This window comes from Arthrobacter sp. ov118, assembly GCF_900116495.1.
Classification (GTDB): domain Bacteria; phylum Actinomycetota; class Actinomycetes; order Actinomycetales; family Micrococcaceae; genus Arthrobacter.
Window position 1 is genome coordinate 130326 of record NZ_FPAY01000010.1, and the last position, 19034, is coordinate 149359.

A 19034-nucleotide genomic window follows, 5' to 3' on the forward strand; every position below is an offset into this window, starting at 1 on the left:
CCGGACGGCGGTGCCATGCTGTAGCCGGACGTTTTGCTGAGGAAGTCGGGTTACTTGAGGAAGTCCGGGACGTCCAGGTCGTCGGAGTGGCGGCCGGACAGGTCCGGCTCCACGACGGCCGGCAGGTCGACGTCGAAGCCCGAGTCGGCCGGTACGGCCGAGGGGCGCTGCTGGCCCCAGCCGCCGTAGCCGGAGGCACCGACGGCCGCGTGCAGGGGCTGGACCTGGGCCGAGGCGGGCGCCTGTGCCGGAGCCGGGGCCGCGGTTGCAGGCCGCGGCGGCGCGGCCGGCAGGGACTGGTCCATGGACGGAGAAGTGGCCTTGACGTCGTCAAAGCCCGCGGCGATGACCGTGACGCGCGCCTCGTCGCCGAGGGCGTCATCGATCACGGCGCCGAAGATGATGTTGGCCTCCGGGTGGGCGACTTCCTGGACGAGGCGGGCCGCCTCGTTAATTTCGAAGAGGCCGAGGTCCGAGCCGCCCTGGATGGACAGCAGGACGCCGTGGGCGCCGTCGATCGATGCTTCCAGCAGCGGGGAGGCGATGGCGAGTTCGGCGGCTTTGACAGCCCGGTCTTCTCCGCGGGCCGAACCGATGCCCATGAGCGCGGAACCGGCGCCCTGCATGACGGACTTGACGTCGGCGAAGTCGAGGTTGATCAGGCCCGGTGTCGTGATGAGGTCGGTGATGCCTTGGACACCGGACAGCAGGACCTGGTCGGCGGAGCGGAACGCGTCCAGAACGGAGACGTTGCGGTCGCTGATGGAAAGCAGGCGGTCGTTCGGGATCACGATCAGGGTGTCGACTTCGTCCCGGAGGGCGTCGATACCGGCCTCGGCGGAGCCGGCACGCCGGCGGCCTTCGAAGGTGAAGGGACGCGTCACGACGCCGATCGTCAGGGCACCGAGGGAGCGGGCAATCCGGGCCACGACAGGCGCGCCGCCGGTGCCGGTCCCGCCGCCTTCGCCGGCCGTGACGAAGACCATGTCTGCGCCCCGGATGACCTCTTCGATTTCGTCGGCGTGGTCCTCCGCTGCCTGGCGGCCGACCTCAGGGTTCGCGCCAGCACCGAGCCCACGGGTCAGCTCACGCCCGACGTCGAGCTTGACGTCGGCATCACTCATCAGCAACGCCTGGGCATCGGTGTTGATGGCGATGAATTCGACGCCGCGAAGACCGACCTCGATCATGCGGTTGACTGCGTTCACGCCACCGCCGCCGATGCCGACGACCTTGATGACGGCCAAGTAATTCTGCGGAGCTGCCACGTTACGTGTCCCTTGTTCGTGTACTGATGCGAAAACTTATCGAGCGGTGCTTGAAGCTTTGAACCTTAACCTTCGACTTGAAGGTTATAGTTATGTCAAGTAACTCATGTCTGTGACGGTATTTGCTCTGCCGGGGACATTCAATGACCGGCGCCGCGTGTCGCGCGAATACCGGGCAAAAGGCTACCGGGTGACAGGGTGCCTGGGCACGCTGACATCGTAGACCTTCACTGGATTCTTGGGGTCTGCGGGCACCTTCAGAAGGGCCGCGAGGACGCGCGCCTTCAACACCTTCTCCCCCGCGTTGCCCCAAAGGATCGTCTGCCCGTCCACGAGCTTGAGTTCGACGGCGTCGGCAGACCCGGCAGAAGCGTTGGAGAGCCGCGCCAGCACATCCGCCGGCAGCGCTCCCAGCACCGCGGTGATGGCTTGGAACAGGTCTTTCGGAAGCGTCCCGCCGCCGCCGTCGATCACCGGGAGCGAGACCGAGGCGGCATCCTTGGTGGTGCTGAGCTGGACCCCCTCGACATCCACCAGCTGGTACGTCTGACCCTGCTTGACCAGGGCGACCGGGATCCGTTCCGTGACGTCCACGTGCAGGGTGGAGGGCGGCAGCGCCCGCACCCGAACGTCCTTGATCTGGACCAGCGGCTTCAGGAGGGCGGTGACGTCCGTTTCGCTGACCTGCGGAAGTGGTCTGCCCTTCAGCGGTGCGAGGGCGGATTGGACCCGATCGGCGCCCAACAGCTTGGTGCCCTGCACGGTGACTGTCCGCAAGGCCAGCACGGGCGAGTAGACGGCGGCCGCGACGATTGCCGCCATCAGCACGGCAACAACGCCGATGGTGCCGAGCAGGATGCGCCTGCGCCGCTTGCCTTTCGGCTCGGGGAAGGACAGCACCTGGCCGGAACCGTGCTCTGGCGCCGGCTGCGGGTTGCGGCCCGGACCGCTTCCGGTGTCCCCGGCGTTCTTGGACGCCGAAATGACGTCCGTGCCGGTTCCACCCGACGACGGCCGGGAGCCGGTTCCTGCCTTGGATCCGGCCCGGTAGGTCGGGCGCCGGGTGCTAGCCACCGGCGGCCTCGACCGTCAGGGCGTCGACGATCTGCGGTCCGTAGGCCGTGACGTCGCCCGCGCCGGCAGTGAGCACGATGTCCCCCGGCCCGGCGGCCGCGAGCAGCGCCTGAACCGCCTCCGCGCCGGGACCTACAAGGCTGCCGCCGGACCCTAGGTGCTCGGCAATCAACCCGCTCGTGACGCCCGGAATGGGATCTTCCCGGGCCGGGTAGATGTCCAGGACCAGGGCTGTGTCCGCCGCGTTGAGCGCTTCGGCGAATTCACGGGCAAATTCGCGGGTCCGGGAAAAGAGGTGGGGCTGGAAGAGAACGTGCACTTTGTGCTGCCCGGCAACGGACCGTGCGGCGGACAAGGCGGCGCGGACTTCCGTGGGATGGTGGGCGTAATCATCGTAGACGCGGACGCCGCGCCCTTCGCCCTTGAACTCGAAGCGGCGCGAGGCGCCGGAAAAGTGCGCCAGTGCCCCTGCCGCCTTCTCCGGGTCCACACCGAGTTCGATCGCAACGGCGAACGCGGCCGCCGCGTTCAGCGCGTTGTGCCGGCCCGGGACCTGGAGCTCGACCCCGAAGGTGCCCGCCGTCGTCGTGATCCCGATCCGGCCCGGTCCGGCATCGTCCAACCGGACAGCGGCGTCCGCCGCCGTCCCGTAGAGGACCACCCGGGTGTTGCCGCGTTGCAGGGTGCGCTGGGCGAGGGCCCTGGCTCCGGGGTCGTCCGCGCAGGCCACCAGGACGCCGTCGGACGGAAGCAGGGCCGTGAAGCTGTCGAAGGAGGCGTAGACGGCCTCGGCGGTGCCGTAGAAGTCGAGGTGGTCCGGCTCGACGTTGGTCACCACGGCGATCGTCGGCCGGTAGTTCAGGAAGGAACCGTCCGACTCGTCGGCCTCGGCCACGAAGACCCCGGAGGTGCCGTTCGCCGCGTTGACGCCGAGCGCCGGAACGTTGGCGCCGATGGCGAAGGACGGGTCCAGTCCGGCGCCCTGCAGCAGCACGGTGATCATGGAAGTCGTGGTGGACTTGCCGTGGGTTCCGGCGACGGCCACTACGGTGTCATCCGCCATGGTGGCGGCGAGGGCCTCGGAGCGGTGCAGCACCGGCAGCCCGGCGGCGCGGGCCGCTGCGAGCTCAGGGTTGTCCGGCCGGATCGCGGAGCCAGCCACCACGGTCTGGGCGTCGCCGAGGTTGCCGGGACCATAGCCCACGGCGATCCGGGCCCCGGCGGCCGCAAGGTCAGCCATGACGGGCAACGCCTTCGCATCCGAGCCGGTGACCGGAATGCCGCGTGCAACCATGATGCGGGCGACGGCGGACATGCCGACGCCGCCAATGCCGATGAAGTGCACGCGGCCGAGGGATTCCAAAGAACGCGCGCCGTGCTGGGGCTGGGTCATTGCTCTACTGCTTCCTGACATGCTGGGACCTGCTTTGCTGGGCTGAGGACGCGACTTCGAGGATGAGATCGGCCATGCGCCGGTCCGCGTCCCTGATGCCAAGCTGCCGGGAGCTGGCGGCCATCCCGGCCAACCGCTCCTTGTCCAGCAGCGCCGGGATGATGTGCTCGCGGATCCAGTCGGCGGAAAATTCCTTGTCGTCTACGAGCAAGGCGCCGCCGGCGGCCACGAGGCCCGCGGCGTTCAGCGCCTGCTCGCCGTTGCCGATGGGCAGGGGGACGAAGACGGCGGGCACGCCCACCGCGGCCACCTCGCAGACGGTCGCGGCGCCGGCACGGGCGAGCAGCAGGTCAGCCGCGGCGTACACGGTTTCCATGCCGTCGACGTATTCGACCTGCCGGTAGCCCGGTGCGGTGAGCGGCTTGCCGTCGGCGTCGTGCACGGACTTGCCGCGGCCGGTGATGTGCAGCGTCTGGACGCCGGAGTCGGCGAGGGCCCCGACCGCCGCGGCGAGTGAGCGGTTGATGCTTTGGGCGCCCGAGGACCCGCCGGTGACCACCAGCGTCGGTTTGTCCTGGTCGAGTCCCAGCACCTGCCGCGCCCCGGCGCGGGCAGCGGCGCGGTCGAGGCCGGAAATCTCCGGACGCATGGGCATGCCCACGTGCCGTGCGCTGCCGAGCTTGGTCGCGGCAAAGGCGACGGCCACGTGGGCACCCAGGAAGGCGCCCACACGGTTCGCCAGGCCGGGGCGGGTGTTGGCCTCGTGGACCACGATCGGGATCTTGCGCCGGCGGGCCGCCAGGTACATCGGCGTGCAGACATAGCCGCCGACCCCCACGAGGACATCGGCCCCGGCATCGTCCAGGATGGCGGTCGCCTGCTTCACTGCCCCGGCCAGGCGTCCGGGGAGACGGAGCAGGTCTGCGGACGGCTTGCGGGGCAGCGGGACCCTGCTGATGGTAACCAGGTCCAGTCCGGCTGCCGGGACCAGGCGCGCTTCCATTCCGCCGGGCGTGCCGACTGCCAGCAGCTTCACCTCCGGCCGGGATTGCCGGAGGGCGCCGGCAATGGCCAGCAGCGGGCTAATGTGACCGGCGGTTCCGCCGCCGGCGAGGACCACGGACAAGGGCGACTCGGTGTTCATAAAGGGCTGTTTACGCTTTCGTGCGGTTCTTGGAAGCAGCGCTCGTGGCTACGGGACTCTTGGGGGCGGCGTTCTTGGTGGCTGAGCTCTTGGAAGCAGCGTTCCTGGCTGCGGGATTTTTGGAGGCTGCATTCTTGGCTGGACTCCGCGCCGGGTTCCTGCCGGGCTTGCCGGATGCCTTCGCCGCCGCCCTGGCAACGCGGGCCCTCCGCAGCGAGGTCGCAAAGGCGGCCGGGCCGAACCTGAGCATCTTCTTGGGCTGCATGCTTGGAGCCATCTGGACCCGGGCCAGGGAGAGGACTACGCCGACGGCGCACAGCGACATCAGCAGGGCGGAGCCGCCGTAGGAGATGAAGGGCAGCGGGACGCCGATCACGGGCGCCAGGCCGGTGACCACAGCCATGTTGACGGTGGCCTGGCCCAGCAGCCAGACCATGATGGTGCCGGCCAGCACGCGGTGGAACATGTCCTTCTGGGCTACGACCACCCGGTAAATGGCGGCGCCCAGGATGGCGAACAGCACCAGGACGACGAGCGTGCCTACCAGTCCGAGTTCCTCGCCGATGATGGCAAAGATGAAGTCGTTGTGGGCTTCCGGGATCCAGCTGTACTTTTGCCGGCTCTGGCCCAGACCCACGCCGAACCAGCCGCCGGAGGCCAGTCCGTAGAGGCCGTTGGTGGACTGGTAGCTCAGGTCCGAGCCGTCCGCGCAGGTCTGGCCGGTCCAGGAGAGGATGCGGCAGACCCGGTTGGGACTGGTGATCGCCGCGATGGCGACTCCGACGACCGTCACCACCCCGGCGATGCCGAACAGGTACAGCCGCACGCCCGCAAAGAACAGGGCCGCTGCCATGATCATCATGACGATCATGGCAGTGCCGAGGTCGTTGCCCATCAGGATAAGCCCGATCACTGCGGCGGCACCCGGAACCACGGGGACCAGTGCGTGCTTGGTCTGGGACAGCAGCCTGGCCTTCCGGTCCAGCACCGTCGCCATCCAAAGGGCCAGCGCTAGCTTGGCCGCTTCGGAGGGCTGGAAGGTGAAGGGCCCGACGTCGATCCAGTTCTTGTTGCCGAGGGCGCTGCGGCCGACGAGCAGTACGAGCCCGAGCAGGACGAGTGCGGCGATGATGGCGATCCAGGCGCCGCGCTTCAACCACACAACGTTCACCCGTGAAATTAGGAACATGAGGAACAGGCCGATGCCGGCGAACATTCCCTGCTTAAGGGCAGCCGAGTACGGCGACTCCCCCGCCGCGATTGCTTCCACGCTGGAGGCGGAGAGAACCATCATGATGCCGATGGCCGTCAGGGCAAGGGTGGAGCCCAGGATCAGGTAATACGTCGATCCATTGCGGGACTTGCCGTTGCCTTCCAGTGCGGACCAGAATCTGCGGCACCACGCCCGCACCCTCACTGCCGGAGGAACGGCGGTCTTGCCGCCAGTTGGAGGCGCCGGGAGCGGGCTGCTGCCGGGGGTCCGACGGGTACTTCGGCCGGTGGCCGATTGTGCCGCCGTCGTACGGGTGGGCGTGCTGACCATTGTTACTCCTCGCCGGTCTGAGCCTGCCCTTCCACGAGCTCGCGGACAGCGTCGATGAAGGCATCGCCACGGTGAGCATAGGAAGAGAACTGATCCATGGAAGCAGCGGCCGGCGCCAGCAGCACAGTGTCCCCCGAGGCAGCCAGCTGCGCCGCCGAGGCAACGGCCTGGGCCATCACAGTCTCGCCGAAGATCGGCGAAGGGCCTGCGCCGGCTGTGGCCGTTCCGGCAGTCTGCACGTCTTCAGTCTCGCCCTTCGCCGCCCCGATCACTGGGACATTGGGCGCGTGTCGCTTCAGTGCCGCCTGCAGATCACTGGAGTCCGCCCCGATCAGGACCACGGCTTTGAGCCGTTCGGCATGTTCCTGGACCAGGGAGTCGTAGTTCACGCCCTTGGACAGTCCACCGGCGATCCACACCACCCTGGAAAAGGCCGATAGGGCGGCGGCGGCGGCGTGTGGGTTGGTCGCCTTGGAATCATTGACCCAGAGCACCCCTTCGTGGCGGGCCACTGCCTGGATGCGGTGGTCTCCCGGGAGGTAGTTCTGCAGTCCCTGGCGGACCGCCGAGGGCTCCACGCCGTAGGCCCGGACCAGGGCGGCCGCAGCCAGCGCGTTTGCCACCATGTGGCGCGGAGCACCCGCCCCCAGGTCAGCCATCGAGGCGAGTTCGGCTGCGCTGTCCTTACGTTCGGCGATGAACGCGCGGTCCACCAGCAGCCCTTCCACGACGCCGAGCATGCTGATGGCCGGCGTCAGGGTGGTGAAGCCCACCGCCCGGCAGCCTTCGACGACGTCCGCGTCTTCGACCATGCGTTCGGTCTCGATCTGCTCGGCGTTGTAGATGCACGCCTTCTGCGTGTTCGCGTAGATCTTGGCCTTGTCTGCCAGGTAGGAGGCGTAGGACCCGTGCCAGTCCACGTGGTCTTCAGCGACATTGAGGCACACGCTGGCCAGCGGTGACACCGAGTGGCTCCAGTGCAGCTGGAAGCTGGAGAGCTCCACCGCGAATGCGTCATAGTCCACGGGGTCCCGGAGGGCGTCCAGAATGGGTGTCCCGACGTTTCCGACCGCAATGGCCTTGAGGCCGGCGGCCTGGAGCATGGACTCGGTGAGGCCCACCGTGGTGGTCTTGCCGTTGGTGCCGGTGATGGTCAGCCAGTCGGCGGTCTTGCGGCCCTTGCGTTCGCGCAGCCGCCAGGCCAGTTCGACGTCGCCCCACACCGGAATGTGCGCGCGCGCGGCAGCGGCCAGCAGGGCCTGATCCGGACGCCACCCCGGCGAGGTGACCACCAGGTCCGGTTTCTGCCCGTCGACCTTCGGAACGGACTCCACCGCAGATTCGCCGAGCAGGACGTCGGCCGCGCCGACGATGCGGAGGGTGTCTGCCTGGGCCAGCGCCTTGGCGCTGGTCGCGGCGTCGACCACCACCACCCGGGCGCCGAGTTCGATCAGGGTGTCGGCCGCGGCAAAGCCGGAGACGCCGATGCCGGTGACCACGACGCGCAGGCCCGACCAGGCGGAATCCCACGTGGTGAGATCCTGCAGCCGCGGCGACGTGGCGAGCGGGGCGGGAATTGGACTGGTCACAGGAGCACCACCCATTCGGCGTAGAAAATACCAAGGCCCGCCGCGACGAACAAGCCGCACAGGATCCAGAACCGGACCACCACAGTAACCTCGGCCCAGCCCTTGAGTTCGAAGTGGTGCTGAAGTGGTGCCATCTTGAAGAACCTCTTGCCCCTCGTGAGTTTGAAGTAACCCACCTGGATGATGACCGAGAGCGTGATGAGGACGAACAGTCCGCCGATGAAGGCCAGCAGCAGTTCGGTGCGGGACAGGATGGCGAAGGCCGCGACGGCGCCACCCACGGCCAGGGACCCGGTGTCTCCCATGAAGATCTTTGCCGGGGAGGTGTTCCACCAGAGGAATCCGACCATCGCAGCACTGAGTATGGCGGCCAGCAGGGCCAGGTCCAGTGGATCGCGCACCGAGTAGCAGCCGCCGCCGGCCTGCCGCGGCGATCCGCAGGCCTGGTTGTTTTGCCAGATCCCCATGAGCGTGTACGCCCCGAAGACCATGATCGAAGCGCCCGCCGCCAGTCCGTCGAGGCCGTCGGTGAGGTTCACGCCATTGGTCGCCGCCGTGACGATCAGGTTGGACCACAGGACAAACAGGATGGCGCCCAGCACGGTCCCGGCGAAGGCGAGGTTGAGCCACGGAATGTCGCGGACCAGCGAGATCTGGGTGGAAGCCGGGGTCAGTCCGACCTCGTTCGGGAACCCCAGCGCCAGCACGGCAAAAATAATGCCGACCGCGGCCTGGAGGATCAGCTTCGCTTTCGCGTTCAGTCCCAGGCTGCGTTGCTTGGTGATCTTGATGAAGTCGTCCAGGAAGCCCACCAGCCCCATGCCCACCATGAGGAAGAGCAGCAGCAGGCCGGAGGCGCTCGGGCCCGCGGACTTGGGGTTCATCATCCACATGATCAGGTGGGTGAGCAGGTAGCTAACCACGACGGCGATCACCACGACGGTGCCGCCCATGGTGGGTGTGCCGCGTTTGGTGTGGTGCGAGGTGGGTCCGTCGTCTCGGATGAACTGTCCGTAGCCCTTGCGGACCAGGAAGCGAATAAAGAGCGGGGTGCCCGCGAACGAGAGGAGCAGCGCCATTCCGGCGCCCATCAGCAGTGCAATCACAGCTGTGCACTCCCTTCGGTGGCGGTTGTGGCAGGTCCCTCAACAGATCGCTCGGGAGAGTCCCCGGGAGCTTGTGGGGGTAATGCTATCCGATCGCCCAGATGGCGCAGCCCGATGCCGTTCGATGATTTGAACAGGACCAGATCACCGGGCAGGAGCTCGGCCTGGAGGAGGTCATAGGCCTCGTCCGCGGTCTCGGCGAAGACGCATTCGTCACCCCAGGAGCCCTCGTTGACGGCGGAGACGTACAGTGAGCGGGCCTCCCGGCCGACGACTACCAGCCGGGAGATGTTGAGCCGCACCACCTGGGTGCCGACAGCCATGTGTTCACGGATGGAGTCCTCGCCAAGCTCGAGCATGGCGCCCAGGACCGCCCAGGTACGGCGACCCCGGCCCAGCTCGGCCAGGGTCCGAAGCGCGGCGCGCATGGACTCCGGGTTCGCGTTGTAGGCATCGTTGATGACCGTCACGCCGTCGGGGCGCTCAGTGCGCTCCATCCGCCAACGGCTGGCGGCGGTCTGGGCGCTGAGGGAGGCTGCGATCTGCGCGCCGGGGATGCCAGCCGCGTGCGCCGCGGCCGCGGCCGCGAGCAGGTTGGCGATGTGATGGGCCCCGATTAGTTTGGCGGAGACGTGGTGCTGGCTGATCCCCTGCTGGTTAGTCCCCTGTGGTGCGTGGTCGCCGGGCAGGTGGAGCTCAAATTCGGGATGGCCAGCGGCATTCAGTTCGACGCCGTCAGCCCGGACCACGTTCGAATAGCCGCCGTCCGAAGAGCCGCCGTCGGCGGGCCGGGACGTGTAGCCGAACACGCGGGCGCTGGTCCGCGTGGCCATCGCTGCGACGCGGGCGTCGTCAAGGTTCAGCACGGCTGTGCCCTGCGCCGGGAGCGCCTCCACGAGTTCGCCCTTGGCGACGGCGATGTTGTCGATGCCGCCGAATTCTCCGGCGTGCGCGGAACCCACGCCGAGGACCACACCGATCTCCGGCCGGACCATGTCGGCGAGGTACCGGATGTGGCCGATGCCCGTGGCACCCATCTCGATGACGAGGTAGCGGGTGTCGTAGTCGGCCTTGAAGACAGTAAGCGGGACGCCGACCTCGCCGTTGTAGGACCCCTGCGGCGCGACGGTGGCGCCTTCGGCATCGGAAGCGGCGAAGATTCCGGCCAGCAGATCCTTCGTGGTGGTCTTGCCGGCGGAGCCGGTGATGCCGACTACCGTGAACGCGGCACCGGCGGACGCGCGGCGGGCGCGGATCCGGCGGACAGCTTCAGCGGCCAATGCCCCCATGGCGAGGACGGCGTCCTCGACGACGACCGCCGGGTAAGACACCCCGGCGGCGTCGGCGACATCGCGCTCCACGAGCGCGAGGACGGCGCCCCGGTCAAACGCGCCGCCCACGAAATCATGGCCGTCGGCGCTTTCCCCGGGCTTGGCCACATAGAGGGAACCCGCCGTGGCCTCGCGGGAGTCGGTCACCACGGAATCGGGGGTAATGCCGGGATCCGCGGCCAGCCGGCCGTTGGTTATGTCGGCGATTTCCGCCGCGGTAAGTGCAATCATCTCGGTTTAGGACTCTATCCGGTGGTCTTCGAGAACGGTGAATCCCCGTCCTGTCAAGGCGTTCCGGAGCTCCACCCTGTCGTCCAGTGCCAGGTTGACTCCCTTGACTTCCTGCCACACCTCGTGGCCCCGCCCAGCCACAAGGATGGTGTCCCCGGCTCCGGCGAGCTCCACGGCCTTCAGAATGGCGGCCTCGCGCGGGAAGACCTCCAGAACGGTGCAGTCCAGGGCCTCGCCGTCTTTGGCGGCCTGCGCGCCGGCAAGCACGTCAGCCCGGATGGCCGCCGCGTCCTCGTCATGGGGGTCGTCGTCGCTGACAATCACGGTGTCCGCCAGCCGGGCCGCGATGGCCCCCATGGCCGGTCGCTTGCCCTGGTCGCGCTGCCCGGTGGCGCCGAACACGACGATCACGTTGGACCCAGCTTCCGGGGACCGGACTGCCTCGAGGGCCCGCTGCAGGGCATCGGGGTTGTGGGCGAAGTCCACCACGGCGGCCGGCGCCGTGGACACAAGCTGCATCCGGCCTGGCACGGCGACGGTGAAGGGGTCGCCGGCGTCGAGCGCGGCCTGCACCGTGGCGGGGTCGTGGCCGCCGGCAAGCACCATGACGGTGGCCAGGGCGGCGTTGGCGACGTTGAAGCTGCCCGGCAAGCCTGTGTGGACGCGCAGTTCCGCGCCGTCGCGGTGCCGGAGGATAAAGTCGGTGCCAAGTCCCCGCGGGGTAGTCCGGACCACATTCCAGTCGGCGCTCCAGTCCGCGCCGTCGTCCCCGCTGCCATGGCCAGCGAAGGTAGCGAGCGTTGTGACGGGGATTTCGGCCCCAGCGGCGAGCTTACGGCCCCAGGCATCGTCCACGGTCACGACGGCGGCCCGGGCGCGTGCCCGGGTGAACAGCCGGGCCTTGGTCTGGAAGTACTCTTCCATGGTCCCGTGCAGGTCCAGGTGGTCCTGGGTGAGGTTGGTGAAGCCGGCGACATCGAATACCACCCCGTCCACGCGGTGGAAGGACACGGCGTGCGAGGAAACTTCCATGGAAGCGGCGTCGAGCCCGCGTTCGCGCATGAGGGCCAGCAGCGCGTGCACGTCCGTTGATTCGGGGGTGGTGAGCAGGCTGGGGATCGGCTCGCCGCCGGCGAGGATCTCGATCGTCCCGATCAGTCCGGTCCGCTTGCCCAGCGCCTGCAGGAGGGCATTGATGAAGTAGGTCGTGGTCGTTTTGCCGTTGGTGCCCGTCACCCCGAAGAGCGTCGGCCCGGCGGTGCCTTCAGGCCGGCTCTGGTAGATCAGCGCCGACAGCCGGCCGACAACGCTGCGCGGCTCCTCGGCGAGCAGCACGGGAACGGGGATGTCATTGGAGAGGGCCAGCATTCGGGCCCCGGCCTCGTCCGTCAGCACCGCGACGGCACCGGCGTCGACGGCTTGGGACACGAAGTCGGCCCCGTGCCGCGTGGCGCCCGGAAGGGCGACGTAGAGATCTCCCGGGCGGACCGCCCGGGAATTCAACGAGATCCCTGTGACCGGGAGCGAGTGGGACGCCCCGGGAACGGCGACGCCGATGGACTCACCGATGGTGGACAGCGGCACTGCGGCAACCGTGGCGGGCCGGAAGCCCGGGATGGAGTCGTTGCCGGCCGGCGCGGAAGCGTCTGGGGCGGTGGGTTCTGACACGTATATCTCCGTTGTGGTGCTAGTGGGTCGGGCCTAAGTGGATCCGGCCCAAATTAATCGTGCACTGCGTTTGTCTGCACTGCGCGCGGGCAGGCCCCGGCGCGCAGGCACTATGGTGACGCGCCGGATGGGGACTTCAGCGTGCAGGGTGGAACAAAGCGCTACTTGGCGTACTGCGGCAGGCGGACGGGTTGGCCGGTGGAGGGCTGGACGTTGAATGTGCGCAGCGTCTGGCTCATGACCGAACGGAACACCGGTCCGTTGGTGATTCCGTAGATGCTTCCCTTGGGCCGTTGCAGGACCACCTCAACAATAAACCGCGGATCGTCCATGGGCGCCATCCCCACCATGGAGGCGGTGTAGCCGCAGAACCCGCTTTTGCCGTCGTCGCACGGCGACTCGGACGTGCCCGTCTTGGCGCCCACACGGTACCCGTCGATGGCTGCTTCCTTGATCTCACCCTCGGTCACCGCGCTTTCCAGGATGTCGCGCACCTGTTTCGCGGTGTTTTTGGAGACGACCTGCCGCGGGTCCTTGGCCGGAACTTTTTCCTCGTTCCCGTCAGGGCTGATGTAGCTGTCGATCAGCCGCGGCTGGAGCATCACGCCGTCGTTGGCGATGCTTTGGTAGGCCCGCACGGTCTGCAGCGTTGACTGGGCGACGCCCTGGCCGAAGAGGACGGTGTACTGCTGGCGGCCGTCCCATTGATCCGCCGGGGCGAGGATTCCCTTCGATTCCGCGGGCAGGCCAATGTCGGGCGCCTCGCCGATGCCGAACTTCTTCAGCCAGTTATAGCGCTGGTCCTTGCTCAGGCGCTGGCCCACCATGACCGTTCCGGTATTCATGGAGTAGCCGACGATGCCGGCCAGGGTGCGTTGCTCGGTGCCGTGTTCGAACGCGTCGGTGAACGTCTGCCCGTCCAGGGTGTAGGTGGCCGGAATGGTGAAGGTGTCCAGCGGACTGGACTTGCCCTCTTCGATCACTGCCGCAGCGGTGATCATCTTCTCCACCGATCCGGGCTCGTAGGCGGCGGTGACGGCCCGGACCCCGCGGTCCTCCGCGGCAACCTTGCCAGGGTCGTTGGGATCCGGGGCGTCCGTGTCCGCCATGGCAATGATGTTGCCGGTCTTGACGTCAGAGACCACAATCACGCCCCACTCTGCGCCGAGCTTGTCTTTCTGGCTTTGGATGGCCTGCTGGGAAAAGTACTGCAGATCCGAGTTCAGCGTGAGCTTGATGTCCTTGCCGTTCACCGCCGGCGTCAGCTGGTCCACGCCCACGGGGATGCGCAGCCCGTCGGCGCCGATTTCGAACACGCGCTTGCCGGGCGTGCCCTTGAGGATCTCGTCCTGGGTCTGTTCGAGCCCGGCCTGCCCGGTGGCGCCGTCGTGGAGGAAGCCGACAATGCCGCCGGCCACGGAGCCGTTGGGATAGACCCGCTTGCTGGTGCCTTCGGTGACAATGCCGGGAATTTGAAGCTTGGATACCCGGTCCTCGACGTCGGGCTTGAGATCCTTGGCCACGATGTAGTAGCGCTGGGTTCCGGTCAGGGCGTCGCGTAGGGCATCGCGGTCCATGCCGAGCACCGCCGCCAGTTCGGATATGCCCTGGTCCCGGGTGACCTTGACCAGCTCATCCTTGCCGTTGATGGTCTCAAGCCTGCGGAAGGACTCGGTCTTGGTGTTGACCGTCTGGTCCACCACGACGTTGTAGCGGATAACACTGCTGGCCAGGACCGTGCCGGACGAATCGAGGATGCTGCCGCGTTCCGCGGGCAGCACGATGGGCGTGAGCCGGTTATTGAGGGCGGCCTCTGCCATGCCGCCGACATCCAGCCCCTGGACCAGGAACAGCTTGCCGCCAACCACCAGCAGAAGGGTCAGCATCAGGCCCAGCCCCACGCGGAGCCGCCGGGTGGCGTTTGGGGCTTTGGCCTTGCTGGCCTTGCCGGAGTTCTGCGCCACGGTGAGTCCTTGCTGCTTGCCTTGCTGGTGGTCTGAGAACGTTACTGCCCCGGAACGTTACTGCCCCGGAAGTTTCTGCGCGGGAGCCGGCACCGATCCGCCGTGCAGTTCCGCGGTCGGGGCCGCGGGCTTGGTGTCGGCCGCTTTCGTGCCGGCCGGCTTGTCGGCCGGCTTGTCGGCCGGCTTCGTGTCGGCCGGCTTGGTCTCGGCCGGTTTGGCGTCAGCCGTTTGCCGCTGGGCGAGCGGTTCGTTATCGGAAACCGGCGGAACAACGGTGAGCTGTCCGGCGACAGCAGGTGCGGCGATGACGGCGCCCGGAGCATCGCCCTTGACGGCCGGCTTGGCCTTGCCGGTGACGCTCAGGGTAGAGAGGTCGATCTGGCCCTTGCCGACCGAAGCCACCATGCCCAGTTCCGTGGCCTTGGCAGCGAGGTTCTGCGGGGCGTCGAAGTTCTGGACCTGTTGGGTGAGGTCCTGGTTCTGCTTCGTCAGGGTGGTCTGGTCGCTGCGCAGCTGGACCAGCTGGTACTGGGCCGAGGAGACGGAGATATTCAAGACCAGCACGGCCATGAGGGCGATCGCCAACATGCCGAAGCAGAGGACCACGAACGGCGCGCGGCGCTTGCGGGGTGCCGAGCGGACCAGCGACAGCGGAGTACGTGACTTCCGGGCCGGACCGGTGACCGGGCGGACGCCGGGCAGGGCACGGGCAGTAGCGCCCTGGACAACGGGGTAGCTGTTGACGGCGGCGGCGTTGCTCATGCTGCTCTCCTGGCTTTGATGCGTTCGACGGCGCGCAGCCGGGCGGAAGCTGCGCGGGGGTTTTCAGCGATTTCAGCGGCGGTGGGCACCTCGGTGCCCTTTGTCAGGGTTTTGAGTTCGGCTTTGTGCTCTTCGAGTTCGACCGGGAAGCCAACCGGGGCCGAGGACTTCGATCCGGCTTGGAAGAAGCCCTTGACGATCTTGTCTTCGAGGGAGTGGTAGGACATGACCACTACACGGCCGCCCAAGGCGATCGCCTCAATGGCTGCCGGGATGGCACGCTCCAGGACGTCCAGTTCCTCGTTAACCTCGATCCGGAGCGCCTGGAAGGTGCGTTTGGCCGGGTGCCCGCCGGTCTTGGCGGCCCCGGAGGGCACCACGGAACGGATCTGTTCGACCAGTTCGCCCGTAGTGGTGAAGGGCTTTTCGGCGCGCGCAGCCACGATCCTGTTCGCGATGCGGCCGGCGAATTTTTCTTCCCCCCATTTCCGGATAATCCGGACGAGGTCTTCTTCGCTGTAGTTGTTGACGACGTCAGCGGCAGTCTGGCCGCGACTGGTGTCCATCCGCATGTCCAGGGGTGCGTCGAAGGAGTAGGCAAAGCCGCGCTCCCGCTCGTCCAGTTGCAGCGAGGAGACACCAAGGTCCATGAGCACCCCGTGGACTTCGGTGAAGCCAAGGTCTTCGAGGACGTCCGGGATTTCGTCGTAGACGGCGTGGACCAGGTCTGTCCGGGCCGCGAAGGCTGCCAGCCGCTCCCCCGCGAGTGCCAAGGCTTCCTCATCGCGGTCGATGCCGATCAGGTGGAGGTCCGGAAAGCGCTGGAGGAGGGCCTCGGAGTGGCCCCCCATGCCGAGGGTCGCGTCGATCACTACCGGCGTCTCGCCGCGGTTCCGGGCAGCCTCGAAGCCGGGGGCCAACAAATTGATGCACCGGTCCTTGAGGACCGGTACATGGCGTTCGGACGTGGGCTTCGTCTTGTCGGGGTCCGTCATGCCTTCGTCCTTTCGTTGCCCGGAGTGCTGGTTTCTGGTGGCGGCTCTTAAGCAACGTTCCTTGGTCCAGGTCCCCATCCGCGCCTATCCTGCGCCGGCCTGGCTCCGGGGAAGTGAGCCAGGACAGCAGCCTGATGGGCGGCTGGAGATCTCGATCAAGGAACGTCGTGTGCTGGTGGTTCAGTGGGGATTCAGAGAATCCCCGGTATTGCGTCGTCCGTTTCCGAAAAGGCTGTTTCCTTTTCAGCCAGGTACTCGCTCCAAGCCTGGGCGTCCCAAATCTCTGCGCGGGATCCTGCGCCGATGACGGCGAGTTCCCGGCCGAGACCTGCGTACTCCCGGAGCGCCGGCGGAATCGTCACGCGCCCCTGCTTGTCAGGTACCTCGTCCGAGGCTCCAGAGAGGAAAACACGGATGTAGTCACGTGCTTGCTTGGAGGAAATTGGAGCCTCCCGCATCTGCTCGTGAACCCGGCCGAATTCCGCCTCACTGAAGACGTAGATGCAACGCTCCTGGCCCCGTGTGAGAACCAGCCCGCTGGCAAGCTCCTCACGGAACTTCGCTGGGAGGATAATTCGACCTTTTTCGTCCAGACGCGGCGAATGGGTGCCGAGAAACACGGCCCACCGCCTGTCTTTTCTAGGAAGTCCAACGTCCCCTGTGCTGCCACTACCCTCTTACGTCCTCCACATTACTCCACAACGCTCCACAGTCAACGACACGCCCGGGATGTTTTCACAAATTTGCGGCGATTGGCCCCCCTCGTTGCCAGCATTTGCAAGGAATCGGGGCCGTGGTGGAAAGTGGAGCGTTTTTTTCGTGGTTGCCCCGCCCGCCTCAGACGGTTTGGTCCGGGAGGGCCCAGGCAGCGCCGCATTACCTCCAGGAGGCCCACCGTGGCACGTTTCACGCGTCCTTAGGGCCGCTTAAATGGCGAAAGACCCGCCGAAGCGGGTCTCTCACCGTCCCCCGGCGGACCGGTGGCGGAAAGTGGAGGGCCGAGGAAGCCCTCACAGGTGGTTCAGGATTCTCCCCGGTGCCGTTCATCCCAGCGCTGCTCAAGGTTGCTCATGAATGAACTCCGCGGCTTGCCCTGCTTGCGGCCCCTGGCCCCCCGGCCCTTGCCCACAGCCGAGCTGCGCATCGTGGCGAAGTACACACCGGCACCCATGACAACGAAGCCCAAGACGCCAACAAAGATATTTTGGATCGATACGCCGACCAGCAGCAGCAGGACGCCGGCGAGCGTGGCGAGTACCCCGATGACAAGGTGGCGTGTGGACCACGAGCGCCCCGGGACCGATCCCATCGAGCTTGCGAACTTGGGATCGTCCTCATGCAGCTGCTTCTCAAGTTGCTCCAGCAACTTCTGTTCGTGCTCCGAGAGCGGCATTGCGACCTCCTCAAGTCTGCCAACGTCGGGACTTGACGTGGCCTTTGGCTTAAAACCCCTAACGCCCGGGATTCCGAAGTGGTTCCCAATCACCGCCCTTGGTGAAATGGGGCAACTCCAGAGTCCCGCGCCGGTCTTCAGCTGGCCAGGTCGTTGCCGATCGGTCGATCTAGTCGTCCTAAACCTAGGTATTAATAAGGATAGATTGTTGCGGCCTGTTCTGAAAGACAGTCTTAAGGCCCTGTCCCGTGCCGGCGGGCCTGACGGAGGGGCCAGGCGGCCCTAAATACGGCCGGAGGTTCAGCGGCCGGTGTTCCCCTGGCCGGCCGGGTCGGAGTTTGCCGTATCGGTGTTAGCCGTGTGGTTGTTTGCCGGGTCCAGGAGCCGTGCCGGCAAAACCGACTTGTTGCCGAACTTTCGGGTGACGGCGTCGAGCGCTTGTTCTGCAGCCCTCCAGTTGTCGTCCCGGCGGTCCAGACTCAGTTGCAGGGGGGCGTGGGCGGCCTCTTCCAGCTGCTCCGCCCGGATGCCCACGAGCCGTACGGTCATGGGCCTTTCACCCACCGACTCCAGAAGCTGGACTGCCACGGCATAGAGCAGTTGGGCACTGTCGATCGGGGTGCTCACCGTGCGGCTGCGGGTGATGGTGGAAAAGTCCGCGTAGCGCAGCTTCAGCGCCACGGTGCGGGCATGCATTCCCGCGCCGCGCAGGCGCTCGGCAGTCCGGTGTGACAGCCGCAGCAGCTCACGGTGGAGCAACGCGTCATCCGCGGTGTCTGTGGCAAAGGTCTCTTCGGCTCCGATGCTCTTTTCCAGCCGGACTGGCGTCACGGGCCGTGGGTCGATGCCCCAGGAGAGTCGGTAGACGTGCTCCCCCGAGGCGCCCAGCAGCTTCCGCAGCGAGGGCAGCGGCGACGCGGCGACGTCGGCCACCGTCCGGATACCCCGTCGGGCAAGCACCTCAACCGTCTTCCCCCCGACCCCCCAGAGCGCGCTGACCGGAAGGCTGTGAAGGTACGGGATGGTTTCCTCCGGCGTGATTAGCAGCAGGCCGTCCGGTTTGCAGCGGGTGGAAGCGATTTTGGCCACGAACTTGCTCGCGGCTATGCCCACTGACGCCGTGATCCCCAGTTCCCGCGCGACGCGGGCGCGGATCAGTTCGCCGATCTCCCGGGGCGGACCCAGCCTCCGGATGGCACCTCCGACGTCCAGGAACGCCTCATCCACGCTGAGCGGCTCCACGAGGTCGGTGATGGAACCAAAGATGGCCATGATCTGGCCGGACACTTCGTAGTAGAGCTTGTGCCGGGGCTCGATGACCACTGCCGAGGGACACATGCGGGCCGCGACCGCCATGGGCATCGCTGATCTGACGCCGAACGCCCGGGCTTCGTAGGATGCGGAGAGCACAACGGACCGGTCGGCCGGATAGCCGACGATCACGGGCCTTCCCTTCAGCTCGGGACGGCTGCGCAGCTCTACCGAGACAAAGAATGCGTCCATGTCAACGTGCATGATGCTGCTGCGCCGCAGTTCCCGCAGCGTGTCCTCGCTGAAACGGCCGGGAGGCGGC

15 protein-coding genes are annotated in these 19034 nt (G+C 67.1%); all 15 read right to left on the bottom strand.

The genetic code is table 11. The features are described 5' to 3' along the window. Positions 1 to 50 precede the first annotated feature (50 nt). Positions 51 to 1268: a cell division protein FtsZ gene (ftsZ, locus tag BM372_RS16945; protein ID WP_090956621.1), complete on the bottom strand. Its 1218-nt coding sequence runs from the start codon at positions 1266 to 1268 to the stop codon at positions 51 to 53. Positions 1269 to 1451: 183 nt separating this feature from the next. Then, complete coding sequence (locus BM372_RS16950; protein WP_090956622.1) at positions 1452 to 2342, bottom strand: cell division protein FtsQ/DivIB; 891 nt, start codon at positions 2340 to 2342, stop codon at positions 1452 to 1454. Then, positions 2335 to 3735 carry a UDP-N-acetylmuramate--L-alanine ligase gene (murC, locus tag BM372_RS16955; RefSeq protein ID WP_090956623.1) on the bottom strand — a complete coding sequence of 467 codons (1401 nt, stop codon included), beginning with the start codon at positions 3733 to 3735 and terminating at the stop codon, positions 2335 to 2337. Before murC ends, BM372_RS16950 begins: the two co-directional genes overlap by 8 nt. Before the next feature lie 4 nt (positions 3736 to 3739). After that, the gene (gene murG / locus BM372_RS16960; protein ID WP_090956624.1) at positions 3740 to 4879 is read right to left on the bottom strand and encodes an undecaprenyldiphospho-muramoylpentapeptide beta-N-acetylglucosaminyltransferase; all 1140 of its coding nucleotides are present in this window, start codon (positions 4877 to 4879) and stop codon (positions 3740 to 3742) included. A gap of 10 nt (positions 4880 to 4889) precedes the next feature. Next, positions 4890 to 6422, bottom strand: coding sequence for a putative lipid II flippase FtsW (ftsW, locus tag BM372_RS16965; protein ID WP_090956625.1), 1533 nt, complete (start codon positions 6420 to 6422; stop codon positions 4890 to 4892). Between the two features lie 2 nt (positions 6423 to 6424). Next, positions 6425 to 8026 carry a UDP-N-acetylmuramoyl-L-alanine--D-glutamate ligase gene (gene murD / locus BM372_RS16970; RefSeq protein ID WP_090956626.1) on the bottom strand — a complete coding sequence of 534 codons (1602 nt, stop codon included), beginning with the start codon at positions 8024 to 8026 and terminating at the stop codon, positions 6425 to 6427. Further along, on the bottom strand, positions 8008 to 9117 hold the full coding sequence (gene mraY / locus BM372_RS16975) for a phospho-N-acetylmuramoyl-pentapeptide-transferase (protein WP_090956627.1): 1110 nt from the start codon (positions 9115 to 9117) through the stop codon (positions 8008 to 8010). The genes murD and mraY overlap by 19 nt, the downstream gene beginning before the upstream one ends. After that, positions 9114 to 10679, bottom strand: a complete 1566-nt coding sequence (gene murF, locus BM372_RS16980; RefSeq protein ID WP_090956628.1) for a UDP-N-acetylmuramoyl-tripeptide--D-alanyl-D-alanine ligase — start codon at positions 10677 to 10679, stop codon at positions 9114 to 9116. The genes mraY and murF overlap by 4 nt, the downstream gene beginning before the upstream one ends. A gap of 6 nt (positions 10680 to 10685) precedes the next feature. Further along, complete coding sequence (locus tag BM372_RS16985) at positions 10686 to 12347, bottom strand: UDP-N-acetylmuramoyl-L-alanyl-D-glutamate--2,6-diaminopimelate ligase (RefSeq protein ID WP_090956629.1); 1662 nt, start codon at positions 12345 to 12347, stop codon at positions 10686 to 10688. Between the two features lie 161 nt (positions 12348 to 12508). Then, positions 12509 to 14311 carry a peptidoglycan D,D-transpeptidase FtsI family protein gene (locus BM372_RS16990; RefSeq protein ID WP_090956630.1) on the bottom strand — a complete coding sequence of 601 codons (1803 nt, stop codon included), beginning with the start codon at positions 14309 to 14311 and terminating at the stop codon, positions 12509 to 12511. Between the two features lie 57 nt (positions 14312 to 14368). Next, entirely contained in the window at positions 14369 to 15073 is a 705-nt protein-coding gene (locus BM372_RS16995) for a cell division protein FtsL (RefSeq protein ID WP_090956631.1), read from the bottom strand. Then, a complete protein-coding gene (gene rsmH, locus BM372_RS17000; protein ID WP_090956632.1) occupies positions 15070 to 16068 on the bottom strand; it encodes a 16S rRNA (cytosine(1402)-N(4))-methyltransferase RsmH in 999 nt (332 codons plus the stop codon). Before rsmH ends, BM372_RS16995 begins: the two co-directional genes overlap by 4 nt. A 191-nt stretch (positions 16069 to 16259) precedes the next feature. Beyond that, complete coding sequence (gene mraZ / locus BM372_RS17005; RefSeq protein ID WP_090956633.1) at positions 16260 to 16688, bottom strand: division/cell wall cluster transcriptional repressor MraZ; 429 nt, start codon at positions 16686 to 16688, stop codon at positions 16260 to 16262. Between the two features lie 401 nt (positions 16689 to 17089). Beyond that, positions 17090 to 17461, bottom strand: coding sequence for a DUF3040 domain-containing protein (locus BM372_RS17010; protein WP_090956634.1), 372 nt, complete (start codon positions 17459 to 17461; stop codon positions 17090 to 17092). 300 nt (positions 17462 to 17761) lie between these two features. Then, on the bottom strand, positions 17762 to 18976 hold the full coding sequence (gene dinB, locus BM372_RS17015) for a DNA polymerase IV (RefSeq protein ID WP_256214360.1): 1215 nt from the start codon (positions 18974 to 18976) through the stop codon (positions 17762 to 17764). Positions 18977 to 19034 lie beyond the last annotated feature (58 nt).

Coding starts and splice junctions, on each gene's coding strand:
- rsmH (WP_090956632.1), bottom strand. CDS start 16,068: ATGACGGACCCCGACAAGACGAAGCCCACGTCCGAACGCCATGTACCG.
- murG (WP_090956624.1), bottom strand. CDS start 4,879: ATGAACACCGAGTCGCCCTTGTCCGTGGTCCTCGCCGGCGGCGGAACC.
- ftsW (WP_090956625.1), bottom strand. CDS start 6,422: ATGGTCAGCACGCCCACCCGTACGACGGCGGCACAATCGGCCACCGGC.
- murD (WP_090956626.1), bottom strand. CDS start 8,026: ATGGGTGGTGCTCCTGTGACCAGTCCAATTCCCGCCCCGCTCGCCACG.
- BM372_RS17010 (WP_090956634.1), bottom strand. CDS start 17,461: ATGCCGCTCTCGGAGCACGAACAGAAGTTGCTGGAGCAACTTGAGAAG.
- murF (WP_090956628.1), bottom strand. CDS start 10,679: ATGATTGCACTTACCGCGGCGGAAATCGCCGACATAACCAACGGCCGG.
- murC (WP_090956623.1), bottom strand. CDS start 3,735: ATGACCCAGCCCCAGCACGGCGCGCGTTCTTTGGAATCCCTCGGCCGC.
- BM372_RS16995 (WP_090956631.1), bottom strand. CDS start 15,073: ATGAGCAACGCCGCCGCCGTCAACAGCTACCCCGTTGTCCAGGGCGCT.
- dinB (WP_256214360.1), bottom strand. CDS start 18,976: ATGCACGTTGACATGGACGCATTCTTTGTCTCGGTAGAGCTGCGCAGC.